The sequence below is a fragment of the Shewanella gelidimarina genome (assembly GCF_023283945.1).
In the GTDB taxonomy this organism is placed as follows: domain Bacteria; phylum Pseudomonadota; class Gammaproteobacteria; order Enterobacterales; family Shewanellaceae; genus Shewanella; species Shewanella gelidimarina.
In genome coordinates, this window is record NZ_JAKIKW010000001.1 from 133,882 (window position 1) to 157,912 (window position 24,031).

Genomic DNA, 24,031 nt, shown 5'->3' on the forward strand with positions numbered 1-24,031 from the left:
ACTAACGTGTCATAGTAACGAATTCTTCAGACCCTGTTGGATGAATTGCAACAACAGAATCAAAGTCTGCTTTGGTCGCGCCCATCTTCATCGCGACGCCGAATCCTTGAAGGATTTCATCCATACCAAAACCAATGCCATGAATACCCACAACCACTTCATCTTCGCCGGCACAAATAAGCTTCATCTTACATGCTTCACGGTGAGCGGTAATGGCAGTGTACATTGAGGTAAAGCCAGAGGTATAAACGGTGATGTTATCTTTACCAAATTGCGCTTCAGCTTCAGGTTCTGTTAATCCCATGGTACCAATTGGCGGATGACTGAATACTACCGTTGGAATAACGCTGTAATCCATTTTGGCATTCGGCATATTGCCAAATAGACGCTCTGATAATAGGCGGCCAGCTTTTACTGCCACTGGAGTCAGCTCTACGCCGCCTTCCATAATGTCGCCAACACAATAAATACCTTTAGCGGTGGTATTTTGCTGATCGTCAGTGACGACATAACCTTTCGGGTTTAGCTTTACGTCAGTGTTTTCTAGGCCGATATTTCCAGTAGAAGGTGAGCGTCCAATCGCCCAAATTAGACTATCAACGGTAATACTCTCACCATTTTCAAGCTCTAGTGTTAGGCTGCCATCTTCATTTTTAAGCACTGCTTTTGGCGTGCTGTGGGTATGTAATGTTGGCCCGTTGATATCCATTGCTTCAACAAGGGTATCAATTAAAATGGGATCAAAACTACGTAGCGGCGCATGTTTACGCACTAATAAATGGGTTTCGCTGCCTAATGCGTGTAATACGCCTGCGAGCTCAACGGCAATATAACCAGCGCCAACAACAGCAACACGTTTAGGTTGTTCGCGCAGTGCAAAGAACCCGTCTGAATCAATACCGTGCTCGGCACCAGGAATATTCGGAATGGTTGGTGCGCCACCAGTGGCAATAAGGATATGGTCAGCGGTGTAATGCTCGCCATCCACTTCAATAGTGTTCGCATTAACGAACTTACCGTAACCATTTAGCAGTGTGACGTTATTACTGGCAAAACCGCGTCCGTAGGCATCATGTATGCGGCTAATATAAGCTTCGCGGTTATCAACTAATGTGTTCCAGTTAAAGCTATTGACGGTAACGTCAAAACCATAATCTTTAGCAAATAAATGCATAGATTCAGCGATATGAGCGCCATACCACATCACTTTTTTAGGTACACAGCCTACATTTACGCAGGTGCCGCCAACGTGCTTTGCTTCAATAACCAATACTTTTGCGCCACGCATAGCAGCACGATTACCAGAAGCGATACCACCACTACCAGCGCCGAGGCAGATATAGTCAAAATGTTGAGCCATGTGTATCTCCAAAAAAGTTACTTACTGACAAAAGCAAAATAGGGTAGAGGCTTTTGTTCTTGTGTATACGACTAGGACTAACGTCGAGTGAAAAGACCCTCGTTTATCTAAGGTTTATAGGCTGTCGTATTGATATGGAAGCTATTGTAGATTGAAATATTTATTTGAACCAGATCAAATATTTCAACTTTTTAGCTTATCAATTGATATGGGGGCTGATAAGTCATATTTCAATCTATTGTCGCCAGCTCAAATTTAACTGATGAAGTGTCGCGAGTCGCTGACATCGAACAACAAGGCCTGCATGATTACCGCGACTCCTAACGCCGATATTGGCAGCTATGATGATCACTTTGATTTGGCCCTTCGATGCCACACTTCAGGCATTCCCATTCATCTTGCCTAGCATTCAGTTCTTGCTGGAGGTGCATATTACGGTGATTGATACCAAGGCTTACGTTTTTCTCTAGTAAAGTCATGCGGCTATGCAGCCAGCGACAACCGGCGTCATTAGCCACCTTTTTACGGCTCGCCAATTGTTGCTTGCGGCTAACCTTCTTGGTTTTAGCTTTCGATTTTGGTTTTGATGGTTGACTCACGCGAGTTGTTTTTGTTTGCTTAACCGGCGTATAGCTCAGTGCTGTTTTAGGCTGTGTGGGGATTAATAATGGCTGACCTTTATCGTCCAGCACTGCGCCTAAAGGCAGTGGTGGTGAGTCATTAGCAAAACAATAAGGGCTGAAAAGGATGAGTGCACAGGCGATGTGTCGATAGGGGCTGAGTAACATTCCTTGTCCTCTGAGTTAGACACCATTTTCAATCCTTTGAAGATGGTCATTTAGGTTGGTTTTTATCGGGTCATTAGCAACAAACTATAGTTCAACTTTACGCTTTCAGGCGTTAGAAGCTCCAGCTTAAATGAATACCTGCATAGGTTTCGTCTAAGCTAGCAGTTGTATTGTTATTTCGTGCTTCGAGTTTTATGTCTTCTTGAGCAATACTGTGGCTGACATGGCCTGATAGCACCCACTGATTAGGCAGCTGATACTCAGCTTCAATACCCAATTGGAAGTGATTAGCACCGTCATGTTCTTCGCTGACATATTGAAAATCAAATCCTTGGCTGATGTATGGAGACACGCTGAAGTTTGGTGTCAGCTCCCAATTACTGTGTATGCTGACTTCGACAAAATAGCCCGCAGCTTCTGTAGAATATGTATAGCTCACCGAAGGCACTAACCAATCAACGGCGGCGTACTCCAATATGCCAAAGAGTTCGTTATCATGGGCGCGTTCGTCACCGTAAAACTCTAAACGTTGGTAACCGACACTGCCGCCTAGGTTATCGGTTAAGTTGAAAGCATACTCTACACCCACGTTCCACTCGGTATAGTGCTGGCTATCACCACGCCCGACGGTTGCGTATAGGTTAAAATTGTTTCTTTGTACTGCAGCGGTTGCCCAGTAGATACCGCCTTGGTCGAGATTATTTCGACCTTCTGAAATGTAGCTAGAATCCCAACCAAGATCAAAAAGCGCATGCACTTGTCCACTATCATCTAACGGCAGTTTTTCAATAATCTTAGTATTGTGTGAGTCATCGATATTAGACGCAGCATCGGCTAATACAACAGATGATCCGATTAATAATGGGATCATGGTGATAAGTTGCAGTGCTTTTCTCATTACAAGACTCAGTATTTAGCAGGAAGTGGAAATCCCGTACATCATAATTTTTACGCTGTAAATGTAAATGATAACAAGTTGTATTTGCGAAGTGGTTTGCAATACCAATACAGAGCGGTGTTTATACGGTTGGAATATGACCTTCATCAAGGAAATGAGTGTTTTTTACTGCTAGAAAACCCTCGAAGCATAAGTTTTATTGCCAATTCATTGAATATTGCCTTCTTAACCCCTATCTCTTAACTATCAACATAGAATGTTAAGGACTCAACCATGAGCAACCCCTTGCTAAATAGCACTAAGCTTCCGCCTTTTTCTAGTCTTAAACCTGAGCATATTCAGCCTGCTATTGAACAAGGTATCGCGAACTGTCGAGCGCAAATAGAACAAGTGTTAAAGAATGAGGGTAACTATTGTTGGGATAATTTAGTTGCTCCACTTGATGACACTGATGATGAACTAGGAAAAATATGGTCGCCTATATCGCATATGAATTCGGTTGTCAGTAATGATGCATGGCGCGCTGCACATGATGCATGTCTGCCTTTGTTATCTGAGTACGGCACCTTTGTCGGCCAGCATCAGGGGCTGTATCAAGCCTATAAGTCACTTGCGGCATCAGCAGAGTTTGCTGATTATTCACAAGCGCAAAAGAAAATGATTGAAAATAGCCTGCGTGATTTTGAACTATCAGGTATTGGTTTAAGTGATGACGACAAGCTGCGTTATGGTGAATTGGTTAAGCGCATGTCAGAACTGACTAGTGGTTTCTCTAATCAACTATTAGACGCAACTCAAGCCTGGAGCAAACTGATCACTGATGAAGCAGAGCTAAAGGGTTTACCTGAATCTGCTGTGGCGGCTGCGGCGGCGATGGCAGAAGCCAAAGAGTTAACCGGCTGGCTGTTTACCTTAGATTTCCCCTCTTACCTACCCGTGATGTCTTACAGTGAGAATCGTGCGCTGCGTGAAGAGTGTTATCGTGCGTTTGTCACGCGAGCATCTGATCAAGGGCCCAATGCCGGCGAATTTGATAATGGTCCATTAATGGATGAAATTTTATCATTACGCCACGAGCTGGCTAATCTATTAGGTTTTGACAGCTTTGCCGACAAGTCATTGGCAACGAAAATGGCCGAGACACCGGCACAAGTATTAGCGTTTTTAACGGAGCTTGCAGCGCGTTCTAAAACGCAAGGCGAAACCGAACTTAACGAGCTTAAAGATTTTGCTGCCAGCGAATACAGTGCAGTCGATCTTGCGGCATGGGATCTTGGTTTTTATGCTGAGAAATTGAAACAGCATCGCTACGAGATCTCCCAAGAGCTACTGCGTCCCTATTTTCCAGAAGATAAAGTCCTCTCTGGGCTGTTTTATACCGTATCGCGCCTATTTGGCCTTAAAGTCGAAGAGCAAAAAGAGTTTGATAGTTGGCATAAAGATGTCCGTTTCTTCCATATTAGCGACAGTAAAGGCGAACACCGTGGCAGTTTCTATTTAGATCTTTACGCCCGTGAAGGTAAGCGCGGTGGTGCATGGATGGATGATTGCCGTGCTCGTCGTGCCACTGTCGCAGGTTTGCAAGATCCGGTTGCTTACCTAACGTGTAATTTCAATGCGCCTGTGGCTGGTAAGCCCGCGTTATTTACCCATGATGAAGTGACGACTCTGTTCCATGAGTTCGGCCATGGCATTCATCATATGTTGACTAAGATTGATGTTGGCGGCGTTTCTGGGATCAGCGGCGTACCTTGGGACGCGGTTGAACTGCCGAGTCAGTTTATGGAGAACTGGTGCTATGAAGAGGAAGCTCTGGCTGAGATTTCAGGCCATTTCGAAACGGGTGAGCCGTTACCAAAGGTGATGTTGGATAAAATGCTGGCGGCGAAAAACTTCCAATCAGGCATGATGATGTTGCGTCAGCTTGAGTTTTCACTGTTTGATTTTAAGATGCACTTAGAGTTTGACCCTGCCAAAGGCGCAGAGATCCAAGCTAAGCTAAATGAGGTCCGTGAGTTAGTGGCGGTCGTTAAAGCACCTGAATTTAACCGCTTCCAACATGGCTTTGCGCATATCTTTGCTGGTGGCTACGCTGCAGGTTACTACAGCTATAAATGGGCTGAAGTGCTCTCTGCTGATGCGTTCTCTCTATTTGAAGAAGAAGGGATCTTTAACGCCGAAACGGGCAAGCGTTTCTTAGAGAATATCCTTGAGATGGGTGGCAGTGAAGAGCCTATGACCCTGTTTAAACGTTTCCGCGGGCGAGAGCCTAAGACTGATGCTCTGCTAAGACATTGCGGTATTCATGGCTAATTGTTAAGTCAATTTTTATCATTTTAAAGGCGCCTAGTGCGCCTTTTTTGCTATTTGATATAGTCTTGATGCCTAAATAGAGTGAAAATTTTATCTTTTAGTCGCTGGATCTTTTAGTGTCATTTTGGCTAAATCGAAGCATAAAAGACTAATGGATCTGAGTGCAATAAGGCATTCGTTAACTGGAGAGTGCTAACCTTCCTCGAATTATACTTGTCCCCGTAAACGCTACTGACAATGAAACTCTGCCTACATTGTTCAACCGGTAGAGAATAGTATTAAGCCTGTGCTATGTTGATTATGCATATTATAAGCTGCTTAGTTCGCTGGAATGCTTAGTATGATCACATTCCAAGTTAGTCTTTGGTCGCCAGCACCCTGATTAACCTAGGGCAGTTAGCAGGATTAGAAATATACAGCATAGTAGTAACACCAGAGAGCTGAGGCCAACAATCATACGCATTGTTTGTTCAAACTTCATGACAGCCTATCACCCTCATTGAGATAGATACTGATAAATACTGCCACTGTAATGGGTTTGAAGGCCGCTATCTGTCTGCTCGATTAATATTACAGGAAGGTCTAGTGTATTGGCAATTTGCATCGAACGTTCCACACTTAAAACCATCATGGCAGTCGCAAAACCATCGGCGACGGCACATTGCTGGTGCAGCACTGTTGCTGAGATCACACTACTTTGAATAGACTGCCCGGTGGTGGGATCGATAATGTGACTTAACCTTTTACTACCACTGTCGATATAATTGACGTAACTCCCTGATGTCGCCATCGACATATCTTTGAGTTTTATCAACGCCTGTATTTCAAGGCTAAACTTCTCTGGACGAGTTACAGCAACCTGCCAATCTCGACCTTTTTCAGCTACTCCTCGAGTTCGCACCTCTCCGCCAATCTCGACCAGATAATGTTGTACACCTAGGTTGTTGAGCAGCTTGGCGATACAATCAACACCATAGCCTTTCGCAACTGCAGAGGGGTTTATCTCTAGCCCCGGGATCAGTTTTGTCACCGATGTTGATGCTAAACTAAATCCGTTCATACCTGTTTTAGAGCGGGCAAGTTCTAACTGACCACGATTTTTATGCTGTAAATCTCGTTGTTTAACGCCAAAACCCCAGAACTCGATCACTGGCCCCAACGTCACATCAAGCGCGCCATCTGTTTGCGCCGAAATACATTTAGAGATCTGTAACACATCCCAAAGATAGCTAGATACGGGGATAGGCTCACCAATGTCATTAACGTTAAGGGTCGATATTTCGGAGTCTGCGCGGTACACCGATAGAGAATCATTAACCCGCTCCAACTCTTGCTTTACTAATGCTGTTATCTCTGACTTCGTTGCGATCGTATCCTGTAACCGTAACTGTATGGTGTAAGTAGTCCCCATGGTATTACCGGTTATCAGCCCTATGTTGATATGAGCCCAAGCCTTGGGGACGCATAACAGCAACATTAGCCAGATCATCGTCAGGCGTTTCATAATGGACCTCATGCTAAAGTTAAAAACTATCTCATTAGTACTAATAAAAAGCCGACCACATCAGTGATCGGCTTATCATCTTTATATAGGGATTACTGCTTATTGTGCCGCAGCTTCTTTACCCGCAATTCGTCCAAAAACTGTAATATCTGTAATCGCGTTACCACCTAAGCGATTAGAACCATGAGTCATACCAGTAACTTCACCTGCAGCAAACAAGCCTGCTATAACTTTACCTTGAGTATCTAGCACACGAGTATGAGTATCAGTGACCAAGCCACCCATAGTGTGATGAACCGATGGCTTAGCAACCAGCATATAGAAAGGGGGCTTCATAATAGTCTTGAGCCCACCACGATGGTTAAACTCCTTATCTTCACCTGCCGTTGCAAACTGATTAACACGCCCAACCTGAGCCATTAGTGCCTTTTCATCGATACCAAACTTGCCCGCAAGCTCTTCGATCGAATCAGCCTTGAACATCATGCCTTTACGATTAAGCTCACCAAACTCATCTTTGTGGACACCGACAACACCAGCAATATCCTCAATCTCGCCGCCCCATAGTACATAAGCTTGCTGCTCAGTCTGGGCTAAGATTGCACGACTGATCACATCACGACGTTCCAGCTCTTCAACAAATCGGTTACCCTCTTTGTTGACAACAATTGCGCCAAAGAAACGTGAATCGGCGATTAAAGAGATCACGCCAGTATCAATATGACAGATAGGGTAAGTCTGAATCGACTCCATGTTATGCGTGCCAGCGTTGAGCTTTTCAGCCATCACGATACCGTCACCCATAATTCCACGAGCATTAGTGGTGCCATAACGGTTATCCAGTTCTGGGACATATTTGGTACGCATTTCAACGTTTGCACCAAAACCACCGGTTGCCATGATCACGCCACGCTTGGCGTAATAGGTGATGACCTGACCATTCTTTTCAGCTTCCACACCGATGACACGTCCGTTCTGATCTTTAATCAACGCAGTGGCTGTAGTACGAGTATGGATCGGGATCTGTAGTTCATCGGTTTTAGCCATAAACTTGCTGATCCATTCGGCACCAGTGTGGTTACGGGGGATTAAGGCACGCTTAACGCTGTGACCACCAAATTGAAACAGTTGATCTTGGTAAAAATCGACCTTGATATAGTCTCTAAGCCACTCAGCTGCAGGCAGAGCTTGCTCGGCCAAGATCTGTACCATCTCAGGACTGCCTAGATAGTCGCCCCCTTTAAGGGTATCTTTAACAAACAGTTCGATACTGTCTTCAATGCCCATCTTCTTCTGAACCCAGTTACCCGGCACGTTCATCTGACCGCCAGTGATTAAACTGTTGCCACCAACCGTTGGCATCTTCTCAATAATCACCACGTTAGCACCGGCATTTTTTGCCGTTATTGCGGCACTGAAACCGGCGCCACCAGAACCAATGATCACTACATCGAAGTGCTGTTCACTTGCTAGTAGTACTTGTGGTTTATCATTACTTTTGCTCAAGCCTGCGACCAGGGTGACACCAGCAGCAGCCAAGGAGCTTTCAACCGCCTCTTTGAATGCACTACTTGTGACAGTCGCGCCACTGATCCCATCAACCTTAGTACTGTTATTAGCAATCATCGCATCTTTCATTTCGGTAAATACTGATGCTGCCAATACCTTATTTTCGTTTTGCTTAAGAATACTGATATCAACCAACTGACCATTTTTAGTCTCGGTCTGAACTTGAATTTCACCATGTTTACCGAATGCAGATCCTTCAGTCTTAGTTAACTGATCGTTCTCTTTTACTGAGCAGCCCATAACCAATGCCACGATTGCACTGGCAAGTATTGTTTTTTTAATCATTGTGTTATTCCTATTTGGTCACTCTGATGCTAGAAGGTAAAGCCAACCGCTACGCCATACTCGATGCCATCATTGGGCGTAGAGCCCCAGCTATCGAAATGCGTCATATGTAATTTGGTATAGAAAGAGTCGGTTATACTTGTTTTCAACGTTGTGATGATCTGATGACCATAACTGGCGTAACCTAAGGTACTCATATGCTCCTCATCACGATCAAATTGCCCTTCATAATTTACCGATAAAGAGTGTTTAAGTCCCATGGCTGAGAAAGGATAGCGGGCATTAATAACCGCGGCATAACCACTGATCCCATCGAAGTTAGCCCCGGTGGGTGCTAGGCTTGCAGCGGTATAATTCACACCTACGCCAGCATTGATAAAGAGGCCGCCATACTTACGATTTGTTGTCACACCCAGATATAAATTGTCTTCCATCACCGTACGGTTAGAGACAAGAAAGTTTTGCATCCAGTAATTATATTTTGAATCTGAGATTTGTTTATCGACAATAATTAAAGACTTAACCGTTAGCTTGCCATCAGCATCATTCTGGGCATCTTTTATCTCTCCGGGATTTTCTAATTTAATATACGCAAGCAGCGTTCCCCAATCTGCTTTTTCGAAATGAGTTAATTTAACAAAAGGCTGATCGTAAGCGCCGCGATTATCATCCTTAGTATCTGAGGTATAGGCTTTATAGCCAATATCCAATGAGGTTGCAGACATCGCTGGTGCCGCCAGAAAAACTGAGAGGGCCGCAATAAGTTGCTTATTCATATAAAAATTCCTTAATCATATTATTTAGCAACAGATTAAAGAACCGAGCAATATACTTTGTGAGCGGTCTCTCCATCTGCTCAATATTTAATAAGTACTGTGGTTTAAGGAAGGATAAATATAAAAAAACAAATAAAAGATTAGAAATTGATGAAAATAGATATTCTTCAAAGTGAAAGTCACGTCAAAATATTTTTTATATAAAATTTTAAACGTGAAAGATACGTCAAATATTATAATGGTAAAATAAATAATGGAGTAAAACTGCAAAAGTTATAAATAAAAAGTGGTAGATGATATTAAAATCATCTACCACTTTAAATTATCACTATAAAAACAGAACAATAATATAACTTAAGAGTTAATCTTCAATAATGCTCTAAATTGGTTATCCTCCCTAACCGAGTGATATGTCCACCCGAGCTGGTGTGCTAAGCGCTCTACAAGCATTAAGCCTAAGCCAAAACCACTACTATTTTTAGGTGACATTGCATTAACGATTTCAATGGTATTATTTGATTGTTCTATCCTTATGCCTCGAGCCCCATGTTCTAGGCTATTACGCACTAAATTGTTTAAAATAATGGTGAGTGGATCTTTTTGCACTGTTATCTCTGTGTCGTCACATATTAATTCTACGGGTAAATAATCCCCTTTAGCAGTTTGTTGATCATCGACAACCTGCTGTAATAACTCTGCCAGCTTCACTTTGCTGTGATGTATCGATGTAAACTCTGAGCTCATTAACCACAGTAAGGTTTCTGTAATAGACTTCATCTGCTGAGTTGCCAGACTAGCATGTAAAGTCGGTCCTTCAAGTTGGCCATGTTGCAAGGTAAGAATATCGAAAGACGATTGACATATCGCTATAGGTGTACGCAATTCATGGCTAGCAAAACGCAAGAAAGATAACTCTCTTTGCTGCGCTTCTTTCAACTGCTTAATGGAGATATCTAGAGCATCGACAATCGATTGTAATTCGGCATAACATTGCTGGGGGAAATTAAGATTTTGCATTTTTAACCAATCATGCTGTTTAATTGCACGACTGATTTGATGAACAGGAGAAATTACTCGACTCTGTAGATACAAAGCGAGGCTTGCAACCACACCGAAAGTCATCGTGATCAATAAGCAGATGGCTGCCATATTCTTAGGCGCAAATTCCAGATCATGAGTGGCATTATAGTTTAGCCAGACATATAAATTCTCACCTGAGTGCTGCTGATATACCATCAATGCATCGATAAATTGACCATTATGGTGATGATATTCAACTTCATTTAAAGCCGTAGGTTGTACACCATCAGTAATCGATTTAACTTGCTCCGGAGCGCTATTCCAATCTGTGTATATTTTAATATTATCTGTTTGATAGAGATTACCTGTCTCTGCTAAATACTGCTCAGCCGCCTGGGCTGCACTTTTCATCGTGATGCTATGCATACTAAACATACCTGTACACATCATGCATAGCGGAATAAATATGTTGATCAGTAAAGTGACCGCTAAGAACACCACTCCATAACATTGGTAAACACGCTTTAAACTCATCTTATGCTTCATTCACGCCAGCCTTCAAGCATAAACCAACGCCTCTTATAGTATGAAGATATTGATGCTTAAAAGGCTTATCAACAACTTTCCGCAAGAGGTGCATGTGACTTCTTAAACTGTCACTATCAGGCAGGCTATCTGGCCATAATATGCGCTCAATCTCTTCACGTTCAACTGTTTCAGGACTCCGTCTAGCGAGCAAAGATAATATCTGCCAACCGGTTCGGGATAACGGTAACTCCTCACCTAAACGGTGAACACGGTGGCCGGCAAAATCAAACTCAAGTTCACCAATTTTTAGCAATTTAGGTGCAGGTCTGCGCTCTGCAACGACTCGTAATCTGGCAACCAATTCTGGCATCGCAAATGGCTTTACTAAATAGTCATCCGCACCCACTTCAAAGCCTGACAGCTTATCTTGTAATCCACTGCGAGCCGTAAGCATGATCACCGGCGAAATTACGCGCTGATCCTTCCATCGCTTGCATGCTTCAAGGCCATCACCATCAGGTAAGTTAAGATCGAGAATAATCGCGTCGTAGGGGCGGCTATAAACTTGACTATCAGCTTGAACTAATGTGCTTGCGTAATCACATTCGATATCGATGAGATCTAGGTAATGAATAATATTTTTTGCTAGTAAATGGTTATCTTCAACGAGTAATACCAACATGTTTATATAATCTCCAACTGATGCGCAATATGAACTAAGTTCGCACGGTTACTTGCCGACAGCTTATTTCTCATAGACTCTAGATGATATTCCACTCCACGAATAGTTATGTGAAGCTCCTCCGATATCTCAGCATTCTGTAATCCACTAGCGACCATTTTTAGCGCTTTTAACGCAGTCTGGTTAAAAAGTGTCGTCTGCTTATAGGGATTTAAGTCGCAATGGAAATGTTCAAATAAGGTCGACTGGACTAGCTTTAGTGAGGTTTCTAGATTGGTAAGCTTTGGGTGTAGATCCTCATCTTTAGCCAACAATGTAAAACGTCCGGACCAAGCCTCTGATGCATAATGGAGCACCGGATAGCTGAGCACTGTTTTTATACCGTAAGAGCTAAACAGTTTATTTGCCTTATTGGCCTGTCCGCGTTCAGATAATTGATAATAATAGGGCTGATCTAATTTCAAGGCTAAGCCAAAATTAACATCTTTAGCGGCAACTTGAGCGATGTAATGGCGTTGTATTTTTTGGACGGTATTTGATGAGCTATAGACCCCATCAGAGCTATATAGCATGCGTCTGGTTAAGATACTTTTCTTACTATTATGTAGATAATCTGGATAGGCCCTATTTGGGATCCCTTGGAACCAAAATCCATCAAAACCGTGCTGCGATATCTCAGACTTTATTGACTGTAATATTAAAGGGGAAATGACAAGTTCAGCTGAATCATTGCTGTCTAAATTTTGCATGCGTCAATGAGCCTTTCATCGAAAATCTTGAGTAATACGGTTATATAAACCACATGAAAAGCTGTCGTAAACGTTATATAAGCCATAGCAGGGGTCATCAAGATCGTCCTTTCATACGCCTTCGATCTTTGTCGCTCACCATACTCAAAAGCGTTACATTGTTAAACTTTGATGAACAAAATATTCCAAGCAGTTAACAAAGTGACAAATTATTTTAATCTAGCTGTTTTTTTGACGTAACTTTGACGAGGACTTAGATACACTTCCCTAGATTAACCCCAAATTTCAGTAATTCAGGCTGTTAAAGGTCTACTGTGCAGGTATTAATATCGTTATCATTTGGATGGAATTCATCGTAGCGACATTCTGCGTTGTTATGTCACTAAATAATATGAGATATGAGTCGCGCTTGTTATCTGGTATGACCTCTGCTAGCCTTTCGGCTCTTATTTATCAAGGATGTGGGTTGAGCAGTAAATGAATCTTTATTTTAGGCTTTTTTGGTTGTTTGCTTGGCGCGTACGTCACTGTAATAAAATCGATTTTTTAGGCAAAAGTACACTCAGTTATCGTGCATTACCTTCCGATTGCGATATCAACTTTCACCTGACTAATTCGCGTTACCCAGCGTTTATGGATCTGGCTCGAACTTACATGTTGTCCGAAATGGGCTTGCTAAAGCGTTTTATAAAACTGGGATGGATGCCGATTATTAATGCCGCTGAGTTCACCTATATTCGTGACATCAAGCCATTTGCTAAGTTTGATATTGAAAGCAAAGTGGTCGGTTGGGATGAGAAATACTTCTATGTCGAACAACGATTTGTCAGTGAGCACGGTTTGCATTGCATTGCCCATGTGCGCGGCGTTTTTGTGTGTAAGAGGAAGCAGGTGCCGATTTTAAAGATGTTAGCAGAGATCCCCTTTAATGATGCTGCACCAGAACTGCCAGCTGAAGTTGAAAAGTGGAAACGCTTCTTACAGTTAAAGAAAGCGCAGAACATATAATCGCCATTCTACTCACTGACTAATCTTTCTGTGGGTGTTTAATCTCCGGCTGGCTATTGCTGTGTTTGCTCGGATGCATAGCGGTGTCATGACGTACGAGCAAGAGTGAGCGCCACTTCCTCTTGCACTTGATTGACGGCTCCACGCAGTGTTGCTTGGATCCAATAACGGCCGAGATGTTCATAGTCGAGTAGCTTAAAGTCGGTTTCTAATGTCAGTAAACATGGGATCGTCGCGCAGTCGGCTAAGCTAAAGCTGTCACCACATAACCAATGATATTTGGCGAGGCGTCGGTCTAAACTGTCCAGCGTTGTCAGCAGTTCATTTTCAAGTTGCTTGACCTTAATCTGATTACTCATTTTTTGATGTTTGGCGAGTAGCCAATGGTCGATCACTTTGTCGAGCCGTGTATCGCTGAGTCTATCGTAAAGCCTCACTTGCAGTGCATCCTCGGTTAGCGCTGGAATGAGTTGAGTACCTTGCTCTATGTTGGCATCAAGGTATTCTACGATAATACTTGCGTCGGGAATGACCTCACCTGATGCAATTCTGAGTAAAGGCAGGTGGCCGCTAGCATCAATTCGTTGCAATTCCCGCCTCGCGTAAGGATCCGCTAAATTAATAATATGCGGATAAAAGTAGGCTTGTTTTTCATAAAGGGCAATGAGTACCTTTTGTGATTGTCGTGACAGTGGATGGTAATACAGATCCATGGTCGTTACAGACTCCAATCAAAAGCATTTGTGTTAACTCTAGTTGCTAAAACGGGTCCCCACAATGTGCTGTGTTGGCTGCGTGAGTGCCTTACACTATGAGTTATCTTGATAAAGTAATGCCTCTCAGCAGGTTAACGGTTAACTACCGCAGAATATTACCCATACGACTTCGAATTGCAGCATCGAGTATGTCGAACAGTGGCTTGGGTATCGACAGGAGAACAGATGAGTCGTATTGAAACGTTTGCATCAATTTATCAGCGGGCATCAGAGCGTAAAGGCGGCAGTGCAGGACTCGAACAGTTAATGTCTGCCAGCCTGACGGAGGACGAAATTGGTCAATATAGCGATGCTCCGTTGTTGTCTGAGATGAGTAAAAAGGTATTTCAGAGCGGCTTTGTGTGGCGAATAGTCGAGGCTAAGTGGCCAGCATACCAAAAAGCATTTTTTGATTTTGAGCCTTTTAAGGTATTGATGCTGTCGACTGAGCAGTTGCAAGAACGGGCTAATGATGTCGCATTAATCAGGCATCATAAGAAAACGATGGCGATCTATGACAACGCGCATATGGTTAACGACCTTGCGCGTGAGCATGGCAGTTTTGCCGAGTTTTTGGCAAGTTGGCCCAGCGAAGATATTACCGGTTTATGGGCAAGCTTAAAGCGTAAGGGTACACGCCTTGGTGGTAACACAGGGCCCTATTTTTTACGTGCTATCGGCAAAGATACCTTTCTATTGACTAGCGACGTGCAAGGCTATCTCAAGGCACACCAGCTAGTGGATTATGGCTTTAGTTCAAAAGCGGGGCTTAAGCAGGTCCAAGCCGTCTTTAATCATTGGCAACAGGACTCGGGCCGCAGTTTGGCTGATATCAGTCGGATTTTGGCCTGTAGCGTCGGTGATAATCGGATTTAATAAACAATATTATGGGCCTTGATATGATGCTTTATTTATATTTGGCATCGGCATTGCTTGTTAATTTTCAGCATCTAATGTCAGCTGTTCTAAACTTAGGGCTAATACGAATGCTGAAATATATTTATTGTTAACAATAGTTAAACATATGTGGCTGATTTAGCGCGAAAATTATTATTAACTTACAAATTAATCTAGTATATTTCCTTGTTGACAAGCCTGTGTTGTGAGATAAAGGCACGTTAAATAATCAGACAAAAATTTATGCTTTCAAAGGTTCAATTGGCGGCATTTAATGCTGTAAATAATTCAATTACCGAGTAGATGGCTTTTATAGGAGTTCTCATGCGGCAAATAGTGAAAATTGCCTCTGTGTTAAGTGTGGCGTTATGGATAACTGGATGTGGGCAAAAATCTGATCAAATGGGACCTCAAGAAAGAGGGCCTATGGAGGTGGGTGCAATTACTATTGCGGCTCAATCTCAATCTATTTTGGTTGAACTACCTGGACGAAGTAAGGCGTATTTAGAAGCAGAAGTACGCCCTCAAGTCAGCGGTATTATTATAAACCGCGGCTTTGTTGAAGGAAAAGATGTTGAGAAAGGTCAATCTTTATATCAGATTGATTCAGCAACCTTTAACGCTGCACTTGTCAGTGCTAAAGCAGATCTTAAGAGCGCAGAAGCGAGTTTAGTGTCAGCTAAAGCCAAGGCTTTACGTTTTAAGAAACTGGTAAAATTAAACTCAATCAGTGAGCAAGATTATGATGAAGCTGATGCGGCCTACAAAGAAGCGTTAGCGCGCGTCACTGTTGCCGAAGCTGCTATCAATACTGCCAAGATTAACCTTGAGTATACTGAAGTACGCGCGCCTATTTCTGGTCGTGTAGGTAAGTCTTCTGTTACCGCAGGTGCTTTAGTTACGGCAAATCAAACTCAAACGTTAGCCACCATTCAACAGCTTGATCCCATCAATATTGAGATCACTCAGTCGAGTGCGCAGTTATTGCGTTTAAGAGCGAAGTTAAAAGATGGCCAACTTAAGGCGTCTGATAATGCAGGAGTGCAGTTGGTGCTAGAAGACGGCACTACCTATGCTCATGAAGGTTTGCTTCAATTTGCCGAAGTCAGTGTAAATGAAAATACAGGTTCAGTGATTTTACGTGCTGAGTTTCCTAATCCGGACGGTTTGTTAATGCCGGGTATGTATGTTCGCGCTATCTTGAATACTGGTACCGATCCACAGGCTATTCTTGTGCCTCAGCGTGCGATTACACGTAATACTAAAGGCCAAGCGGTCGCGATGGTGATTGCCGACGGTAAAGTTGCGTCGCGCATTGTGACCACTGCTGAAGTTATTGATAACAAGTGGCGTATCACGGATGGTTTGAATGTTGGTGATCAACTCATTGTTGAAGGCCTACAAAAAATTCGCCCTGGAGCGCCTGTTAAAGCGGGTCCTTTAGTCGCGGATAAAAAACCTCAAGCACAACAACAGAAATAGGGTAGAGCTATGGCACGTTTCTTTATTGATCGCCCTATTTTTGCTTGGGTAATCGCCATTATTGTGATGCTGGCTGGGGTGTTATCTATCTTCGGCTTACCAGTGTCTCAATATCCTAATATAGCACCGCCATCGGTAGTGATTAGCGCTGTTTATCCTGGTGCGTCGGCTAAGACGATGGAAGATTCAGTTACTCAGGTAATTGAGCAGCGAATGACGGGTCTTGATCACCTGCGCTATATATCTTCAACTAGTGATAGCTTTGGTAATGCTGAAATTACCCTAACCTTCAATGCCGAGGCCGATCCTGATATTGCTCAGGTACAGGTGCAAAACAAGCTTCAGCTTGCGATGCCACTGTTACCGCAAGAAGTTCAGGCCCAAGGTGTTAACGTCGCGAAGTCGAGTGCTGGCTTTTTAATGGTCGTGGGTTTTGTATCTCAAGATGGCTCTTTAGATAAAAATGACATTTCAGACTATGTAGCCTCAAATGTGCAAGATCCTATGAGTCGTGTCCCTGGTGTGGGTACGATTCAGCTGTTTGGCGCGCAATATGCGATGCGTATCTGGTTAGATCCGCTTAAGTTGACCCAATATAATCTGACCAGCATGGACATTATCTCCTCTATACAAGAGCAGAATGCCCAGGTTTCTGCCGGTCAGTTGGGTGGTTCGCCATCGGTTGCAGGGCAAGAGCTTAACGCCACTGTGTCGGCGCAAAGCCGTTTGCAAACGGCGGAGCAGTTCAAGAAAATTATCATTAAAGCCGATTCTTCCGGTGCAACAGTCTTCTTAGAAGATGTGGCGCGTGTTGAGTTAGGCGCAGAAAGCTACGCGGTAGAATCTTACTACAACGGCAAGCCTGCAGCTGGTCTTGGTATTCAGTTAGCGACGGGTGCAAACGCGTTAGCAACGGCTGAAGGTGTTCGTAAAAAAATTGCTGAATTAGAGCCATTTTTCCCTGAAGGCATGGAGATCGTATATCCCTACGACACCACACCCTTCGTTGAAAAATCGATTGAAGGTGTAGTGCATACACTGCTTGAAGCTATCGTACTGGTCTTTTTGATTATGTACTTGTTTCTTCAAAACTTTCGAGCGACGCTCATTCCAACGATTGCTGTCCCGGTCGTGCTACTCGGTACTTTCGCGGTTTTATCAGTGGCTGGCTTTTCGATTAATACCCTGACCATGTTTGCTATGGTATTGGCGATTGGTTTGCTGGTGGACGATGCGATTGTAGTGGTCGAAAACGTCGAACGTGTGATGCAGGAAGAGGGGTTGAGCCCCGTTGAAGCGACTAAGAAGTCGATGGATCAGATTACTGGTGCCCTAGTGGGTATTGGTTTGACGCTGTCTGCGGTATTCGTGCCTATGGCATTTATGTCTGGTTCAACCGGTGTTATTTACAAGCAGTTCTCTATCACGATTGTGTCGGCAATGGCATTGTCGGTCATGGTAGCAATCATCTTAACTCCTGCACTTTGTGCAACCATGCTTAAACCTATTGCAAAAGGGGAGAGTCATGCTAAAACGGGGTTCTTTGGTTGGTTTAACCGTAAGTTTGATGCCTTAACGTCGCGTTACGAAGCAAGTGTTGCTGCGATGATTCGACGCGTTGGACGTACTATGATGGTATATCTTGCCATTACGGTTGCAGTCGGCTGGATATTTATGCGCATGCCAACGGCTTTCCTTCCCGATGAAGATCAGGGGATTTTGTTTACTCAGGCAATCTTGCCGGTGAACTCAACCCAGCAGGCGACACAAGACGTGTTGGACGATGTGACAGACTTTTATTTGAATGCTGAGGGCGAAAACGTTAAATCTGTATTTAGCGTATCGGGTTTCAGTTTTGCAGGTAATGGTCAAAACATGGGTATTGCGTTTGTGAGCCTGAAAGATTGGTCTGAACGTCAAGATCCAGGTCAAGATGTGCAATCAGTTGCTGGACGCGCCATGGGCATGTTTATGCAGATGAAAGAAGCCTTTGTATTTGCGTTCGTGCCGCCCGCGGTAATCGAACTCGGTACCGCCAACGGTTTCGATTTCTATCTGCAGGACAGAAATGGTCAAGGTCATGAAAAGCTTGTTGAAGCACGGAACATGCTATTAGGCATGGCCTCGAAAAATCCAAACCTAGTGGGTGTTCGCCCGAATGGTCAAGAGGATGCGCCGCTTTATCAAGTGCATATCGATCATGCGAAACTGCGTGCGTTGAGTGTCGACATTAGTGCTGTTAACAGCGTGTTGGGTACAGCTTGGGGTGGTAATTACGTCAATGACTTTATTGACCGTGGCCGAGTGAAGAAAGTGTATGTCCAAGGTGAAGCGGATTATCGCATGCAACCTGAAGATATCGATTCTTGGTACGTGCGTAACAGTCAAGGCGAAATGGTGCCATTCTCGGCATTTGCGACGGGTTCTTGGGAGTATGGTTCTCCTCGTCTAGAGCGCTTTAACGGTCTCCCCGCGATGAATATCCAAGGGGGTGTGGCAGATGGCTTTAGTACAGGTGAGGCGATGAATCTCATCGAAGAGATGGTCAAGAAGCTACCGCCAGGATTTGGTGTTGAGTGGAATGGTTTATCTTATGAAGAGCGTCTTTCTGGTAACCAAGCCCCTATGCTCTATGCATTGTCGGTTGTGGTGGTCTTCCTCGTACTTGCGGCATTGTATGAAAGTTGGTCGGTACCATTTTCGGTGATATTAGTGATCCCGCTGGGTATTATTGGTGCACTGATAGCGATGAATGGTCGTGGTTTACCTAACGATGTATTCTTCCAAGTGGGTCTGTTAACCACGGTGGGGCTTGCAACCAAAAATGCCATCTTGATCGTAGAATTCGCCAAAGATTTCTACGACAAGGGCGCAGGCTTAGTGGAAGCAACGCTGCATGCGGTTCGAGTGCGTTTGCGTCCTATTTTGATGACTTCACTTGCATTCGGTCTTGGTGTTGTACCACTCGCTATTAGTAGCGGTGTGGGCTCTGGTAGCCAAAACGCTATCGGTACTGCGGTTCTGGGCGGAATGATGAGCTCAACCTTTATGGGCATCTTCTTTATCCCAATCTTCTTCGTGGTAGTTGAACGTATCTTCAGCAAACGAGAGCAGAAAGGGGCTAACGTTGAGGCTGCAAAAGTCGAGACACCTAAAGCTGAATAACGTTAAGGTTATTAGGTGATATAAAAAAGCCCAGCAAATGCTGGGCTTTTTGTTGGGTGTTTATCGGTGTTGTTAGCCGCGAATCAGCCCGCAGGAGCCTAGCGGTAAAGATGCACTATCAGGGCTAATAATCTCTCTATTGGAGATGCGATTTCACTTATGGTGGCAGGCAAAGTGCTTATTAATAAGGGGGCATCACTCAATACTGACCTAAACCTCAGTGGTTATGATCGCCAGCAACCTCTAAATGCTGGATGCAGAGCAGTGACAAGTTATGCTGCTAATCCCAATAAAAAGCCCTTATCAATTGAAGTGACAAGAGCGATTTTTTTGAGTTCTATTTCTAAGCCATTTGAGTATATTCCTGTACTTTAAGGCGTGTAATAAGTCTCTGCACCAGGTCCTACTGGTAGGCCAAAGACGAACACCCAGATGAAGAAGAAACAGGTCCAGCCAACGAAGAAGACTATCGAGTAAGGCAGCATGGTTGCGATGAGTGTTCCTATGCCGAGGTTCTTTTTATATTGCGACGCAACGGCAAGAATCAAGCCGAAGTAACTCATCATCGGCGTGATAAGGTTTGTCACGGAGTCGCCAATTCTATACGCCGCCTGAATGGTTTCAGGAGCATAACCGACCAGCATTAACATGGGCACAAAAATAGGCGCTGTGACCGCCCACTGCGCTGATGCACTGCCGAGCATTAAGTTGATAAAACCGCACATCATAATAAATAGCACAAACACTAATGGCCCGGTCAGGCCAATAGTGGTTAACGCATCGGCACCTGATACGGCCAATACCGCGCCTAAGTTTGTCCACTTGAAGAAAGCGACAAATTGCGAGGCAAAAAATACCAATACTATGTACATCCCCATACTGCTCATGCTGTGAGACATGGCATTTATCACATCAACATCGCGCTTCATGCTGCCAACAACGCGACCATAAACCAGCCCCGGAATAGCGAAACAGACAAAGATAAAGGCAACGATTCCTTTTAGGAACGGTGAGCCCGCAACAAGGCCTGTATCAGGGTTTCTTAATGGTGCACCTTCAGGTACAACCGTTAGCGCTAATAACAGCGACATTGCGAGTACCGTAAGTCCGGCAACTTTGAGCGCTTTCTTCTCTAGTTTTGTCACGCCATCCATCTTTTGTTGACTGAGATCGGTGGCCGCTTCGCTAGGATCATATTTGCCGAGTTTGGGCTCCACAATTTTCTCGGTTACTAACGCCCCTAGAATGGTGATTAAAAAGGTAGAGACAAACATGAAGTACCAGTTTGCTTCAGGGCCCACTAGATAATCAGGGTCAATCATTTGCGCCGCAGTTTCGGTGATCCCAGAGAGTAACGGATCGACAGTACCGAGCAGTAGGTTGGCGCTGTAACCTCCCGACACGCCGGCAAACGCAGCGGCTAAGCCCGCCAATGGGTGTCGTCCCAACGAATGGAAGATCATGGCAGCCATAGGGATCAGTACCACATAGCCAAGTTCGGCAGCGGTGTTAGACACAATCCCGGCAAATACAATGGTCAAGGTGACTAAACGTTTTGAAGCGCCCATCACCAATAAACGCATGGCAGCGGAAAGTAATCCGGAACGTTCAGCGATACCCACGCCCAATAGCGCAACCAATACCGTGCCTAATGGCGTAAAGCCTGTGAAGTTGGTGACAAGGTTTGAAACTATCATCCGTAAGCCTTCAGCATTCATTAGGCTTACCACATGGATGAGACCATCTGCACTGCGTCCAGATGATCCCTCTGGGCGAGGGTCAATAACGGTGAGTTCAAAGTAGCCTGCAATACCACTGATAACGACGACGGCGGCACAAAAGAGCGCAAACAGTGTAATAGGGTGTGGCAGTAAATTACCGAGTCGTTCAACAACGTTGAGGAAGTTTACGAACCAACCGCTCTGCTGCTTTTCAGGGCTTGTGGGTGGATCATTGGGTAGAGGCAAGCTCTCACCTTTATCGGTGCTCATTTCATCATCCTTCAGTTGTGGGTATTTATTTGTTTTTATATTTATTAAACATCTGTTTATGTCGAACGAATGTTAGTTGCATAGCGTGTAAGCTGATCTCTCTTGCTAGGAAGATGCATGATGGATAACAAAAATTAATTGAACCTTAAAAGGGGCCATGCTGCCTATAAACTCAGCAGTAGACTTTGGCCCAAAGGCCATTATAAATGTGGAAGGATTATCAAATTTTAGGTAAAAAAAAGGACTCATAAATTATGAGTCCAAAAGGGATTGATTGGTTAACAATGCTCGTTGAATGAATGTCCGCTAGGGATGACACCAATATAGCGCGCTATAGCTGTATCAACGCTGAACATGAACAGCAGATTGGATGAACAGTTATTCATGTTAACTAATGACTTAGTAGCCCGTGAAAGTGTGCTGGTATTGTCAAATTTCAGGCAAAAAAAAGGACTCATAAATAATGGGTCCAAAAAGGGATTGATTGGTTAACAATGTCCGCTAGGGATGACTCCAATATAGCGCGCTATAGCTGTATCAACGCTGAACATGAACAGCAGATTAGATGAACCATTATTCATGTTAAATAATGACTTAGTAACCCGTGAAAGTGTGCTGGTATTGTCAAATTTCAGGCAAAAAAAAGGACTCATAAATAATGGGTCCAAAAAGGGATTGATCGGTTAACAATGTCCGCTAGGGATGACACCAATATAGCGCGATATAGCTGTATCAACGCTGAACATGAACAGCAGATTAGATGAACCATTATTCATGTTAACCAGTGGCTTGGTAACCCGTAAAAGTGTGCAAGGATTATCAAATTTTAGGTAAAAAAAAGGACTCATAAATTATGAGTCCAAAAGGGATTGATTGGTTAACAATGTTCGTTGAATGAATGTCCGCTAGGGATGACACCAATATAGCGCGCTATAGCTGTATCAACGCTGAACATGAACAGCAGAGTAGATGAACCAGTATTCATGTTAACTAATGACTTAGTAACCCGTGAAAGTGTGCTGGTATTGTCGGATTTTAGACACTAAAAAGGACTCATAAATAATGCGTCCAAAAGAGATTGATGGGTTGACGATGTCCGTTAAGGGGGGCGTTCGTATATCGATGCCTCGCAGGTTATAAGCTGAAAATAAGTAAGCTGGTTTTTGGTTAACATCTTGAGTTTGCGAGAGTTCAAGTGAGTATTCTGGCTAATAGTATCGAATTGACCAGCAACAAGTCATAACAATAGCTTTAGCGGTAAATTATTGGCAATAATGGTAATAATAATTGTGAGGTTGTACAAAAAAACACTAAAGATAAAACACCTTTAGTTATTGAAGGATAAGTTAATAAATTATATCACTGCTGATAAAGTAGTCGCTTAATTTAATCTGGTGAAGTTTAATCATTAATGGTGCTAAACCCTCAGATTACAACGTTCTAATGTGACTTTTCTGCGATAAAGGTAGCAACTTGGTGAAATATGCGTTAAAAAACACCACGAAAAATGCTGGCAAGTCGCGCTATTAGGCTGGATTTTGGTCGCTAAATGAGTAACAGTGTGGCTACTAAAGCCAAGAGTAGCGCCAAAAAATGATTATTTTTCCTGCGCATTGGCAAAGATGCCTATAAAAAAGGGCACCAAAACAATAAGGATATACAATGGAAGGTATTATGTTGGGCTTAGGGTTGGTGGTGATTATTGCCTACCTCTGGTATGTCAGTTTAATTAAAAAACGTAATGCAGGCCGAGAAGCATTATCTGGCATCGATGTGCAGTTGAAGAAGCGCTCGAATTTAGTCCCAAATATATTAAAGATTGCGCAGAAGTACATGGATCATGAAAAATCACTGTTAACTGAGATCACAGCGCTGAGAACCCAAGCAATAGAAAGGTACAGCGATACCGATCCTGATGCGGTTAAAGCGCACTTAGAGGTATCAGAGCTGTTGAATCAAAAAATGTCACAGCTTATGGTTAATGTCGAAAACTATCCTGAACTTCGCTCCGACAACACCATGTTGCAAGCGATGCAAACCTATAATGAAGTCGAAGCCCAGCTTTCAGCCGCACGTCGCTTTTATAATAGTGCGGTTTCAGAGCTCAATACTGCCGTAGAGATCTTTCCGGGGTCAATCATCGCATCCATGGCGAGTGTTAAAGTGATGCCCTTTTATGAAGCTGACGAGGTGTCCAAAGCACCCGTGGATGCGGCTGACTTTTTAAAATAGTAAGGGTCTTTTAGCGGTGCTGGTGTCAG

Annotated in this window: 17 protein-coding genes; 6 read left to right on the forward strand and 11 right to left on the reverse strand. The window is 43.7% G+C overall.

From position 1 onward, the window contains the following. Position 1 precedes the first annotated feature (1 nt). The 3 genes from gorA to L2729_RS00620 form a co-directional block, all read right to left on the reverse strand. The gene (gene gorA, locus L2729_RS00610; RefSeq protein WP_248986491.1) at positions 2–1,360 is read right to left on the reverse strand and encodes a glutathione-disulfide reductase; all 1,359 of its coding nucleotides are present in this window, start codon (positions 1,358–1,360) and stop codon (positions 2–4) included. A gap of 320 nt (positions 1,361–1,680) precedes the next feature. Next, positions 1,681–2,148 (reverse strand): hypothetical protein, encoded by a 468-nt coding sequence (locus L2729_RS00615; RefSeq protein WP_248986492.1) that lies wholly within the window; start codon positions 2,146–2,148, stop codon positions 1,681–1,683. 112 nt (positions 2,149–2,260) lie between these two features. Then, complete coding sequence (locus L2729_RS00620; protein WP_248986493.1) at positions 2,261–3,046, reverse strand: hypothetical protein; 786 nt, start codon at positions 3,044–3,046, stop codon at positions 2,261–2,263. A 273-nt stretch (positions 3,047–3,319) separates the two neighbouring features. Between L2729_RS00620 and prlC the strand changes: the two genes are divergently transcribed. Next, positions 3,320–5,359: an oligopeptidase A gene (gene prlC, locus L2729_RS00625; RefSeq protein ID WP_248986494.1), complete on the forward strand. Its 2,040-nt coding sequence runs from the start codon at positions 3,320–3,322 to the stop codon at positions 5,357–5,359. A gap of 496 nt (positions 5,360–5,855) precedes the next feature. On the opposite strand, the gene L2729_RS00630 is transcribed toward prlC, so the two are convergent. The 6 genes from L2729_RS00630 to L2729_RS00655 form a co-directional block, all read right to left on the reverse strand. Continuing rightward, entirely contained in the window at positions 5,856–6,863 is a 1,008-nt protein-coding gene (locus tag L2729_RS00630) for an FAD:protein FMN transferase (protein ID WP_248986495.1), read from the reverse strand. A gap of 99 nt (positions 6,864–6,962) precedes the next feature. Further along, the gene (locus L2729_RS00635) at positions 6,963–8,717 is read right to left on the reverse strand and encodes a flavocytochrome c (protein ID WP_248986496.1); all 1,755 of its coding nucleotides are present in this window, start codon (positions 8,715–8,717) and stop codon (positions 6,963–6,965) included. Positions 8,718–8,746: 29 nt separating this feature from the next. Beyond that, on the reverse strand, positions 8,747–9,493 hold the full coding sequence (locus L2729_RS00640) for an outer membrane protein OmpK (RefSeq protein ID WP_248986497.1): 747 nt from the start codon (positions 9,491–9,493) through the stop codon (positions 8,747–8,749). Positions 9,494–9,847: 354 nt separating this feature from the next. Next, entirely contained in the window at positions 9,848–11,059 is a 1,212-nt protein-coding gene (locus L2729_RS00645; RefSeq protein WP_248986498.1) for a sensor histidine kinase, read from the reverse strand. Then, positions 11,049–11,723 (reverse strand): response regulator transcription factor, encoded by a 675-nt coding sequence (locus tag L2729_RS00650; protein WP_248986499.1) that lies wholly within the window; start codon positions 11,721–11,723, stop codon positions 11,049–11,051. The genes L2729_RS00645 and L2729_RS00650 overlap by 11 nt, the downstream gene beginning before the upstream one ends. Positions 11,724–11,725: 2 nt before the next feature. Next, positions 11,726–12,472 (reverse strand): response regulator transcription factor, encoded by a 747-nt coding sequence (locus tag L2729_RS00655; RefSeq protein ID WP_248986500.1) that lies wholly within the window; start codon positions 12,470–12,472, stop codon positions 11,726–11,728. Between the two features lie 477 nt (positions 12,473–12,949). Between L2729_RS00655 and L2729_RS00660 the strand changes: the two genes are divergently transcribed. Next, complete coding sequence (locus tag L2729_RS00660; protein ID WP_248986501.1) at positions 12,950–13,480, forward strand: thioesterase family protein; 531 nt, start codon at positions 12,950–12,952, stop codon at positions 13,478–13,480. Positions 13,481–13,566: 86 nt separating this feature from the next. On the opposite strand, the gene L2729_RS00665 is transcribed toward L2729_RS00660, so the two are convergent. Further along, on the reverse strand, positions 13,567–14,193 hold the full coding sequence (locus tag L2729_RS00665; protein WP_248986502.1) for a glutathione S-transferase family protein: 627 nt from the start codon (positions 14,191–14,193) through the stop codon (positions 13,567–13,569). Between the two features lie 228 nt (positions 14,194–14,421). Here L2729_RS00665 and L2729_RS00670 point away from each other — a divergent pair, with 228 nt between their 5' ends. The 3 genes from L2729_RS00670 (at position 14,422) to L2729_RS00680 (ending at position 19,779) form a co-directional block, all read left to right on the forward strand. After that, entirely contained in the window at positions 14,422–15,111 is a 690-nt protein-coding gene (locus L2729_RS00670) for a DNA-3-methyladenine glycosylase I (protein ID WP_248986503.1), read from the forward strand. Positions 15,112–15,456: 345 nt separating this feature from the next. Beyond that, the gene (locus L2729_RS00675; RefSeq protein WP_248986504.1) at positions 15,457–16,614 is read left to right on the forward strand and encodes an efflux RND transporter periplasmic adaptor subunit; all 1,158 of its coding nucleotides are present in this window, start codon (positions 15,457–15,459) and stop codon (positions 16,612–16,614) included. A gap of 9 nt (positions 16,615–16,623) precedes the next feature. Next, on the forward strand, positions 16,624–19,779 hold the full coding sequence (locus tag L2729_RS00680) for an efflux RND transporter permease subunit (RefSeq protein ID WP_248986505.1): 3,156 nt from the start codon (positions 16,624–16,626) through the stop codon (positions 19,777–19,779). 371 nt (positions 19,780–20,150) lie between these two features. Here the strand turns inward: L2729_RS00680 and L2729_RS00685 are convergent, their stop codons facing one another. Next, positions 20,151–21,770: an AbgT family transporter gene (locus L2729_RS00685; RefSeq protein ID WP_248986506.1), complete on the reverse strand. Its 1,620-nt coding sequence runs from the start codon at positions 21,768–21,770 to the stop codon at positions 20,151–20,153. A 1,662-nt stretch (positions 21,771–23,432) separates the two neighbouring features. Between L2729_RS00685 and L2729_RS00690 the strand changes: the two genes are divergently transcribed. Beyond that, positions 23,433–24,002 carry a LemA family protein gene (locus L2729_RS00690; protein WP_102039933.1) on the forward strand — a complete coding sequence of 190 codons (570 nt, stop codon included), beginning with the start codon at positions 23,433–23,435 and terminating at the stop codon, positions 24,000–24,002. Positions 24,003–24,031 lie beyond the last annotated feature (29 nt).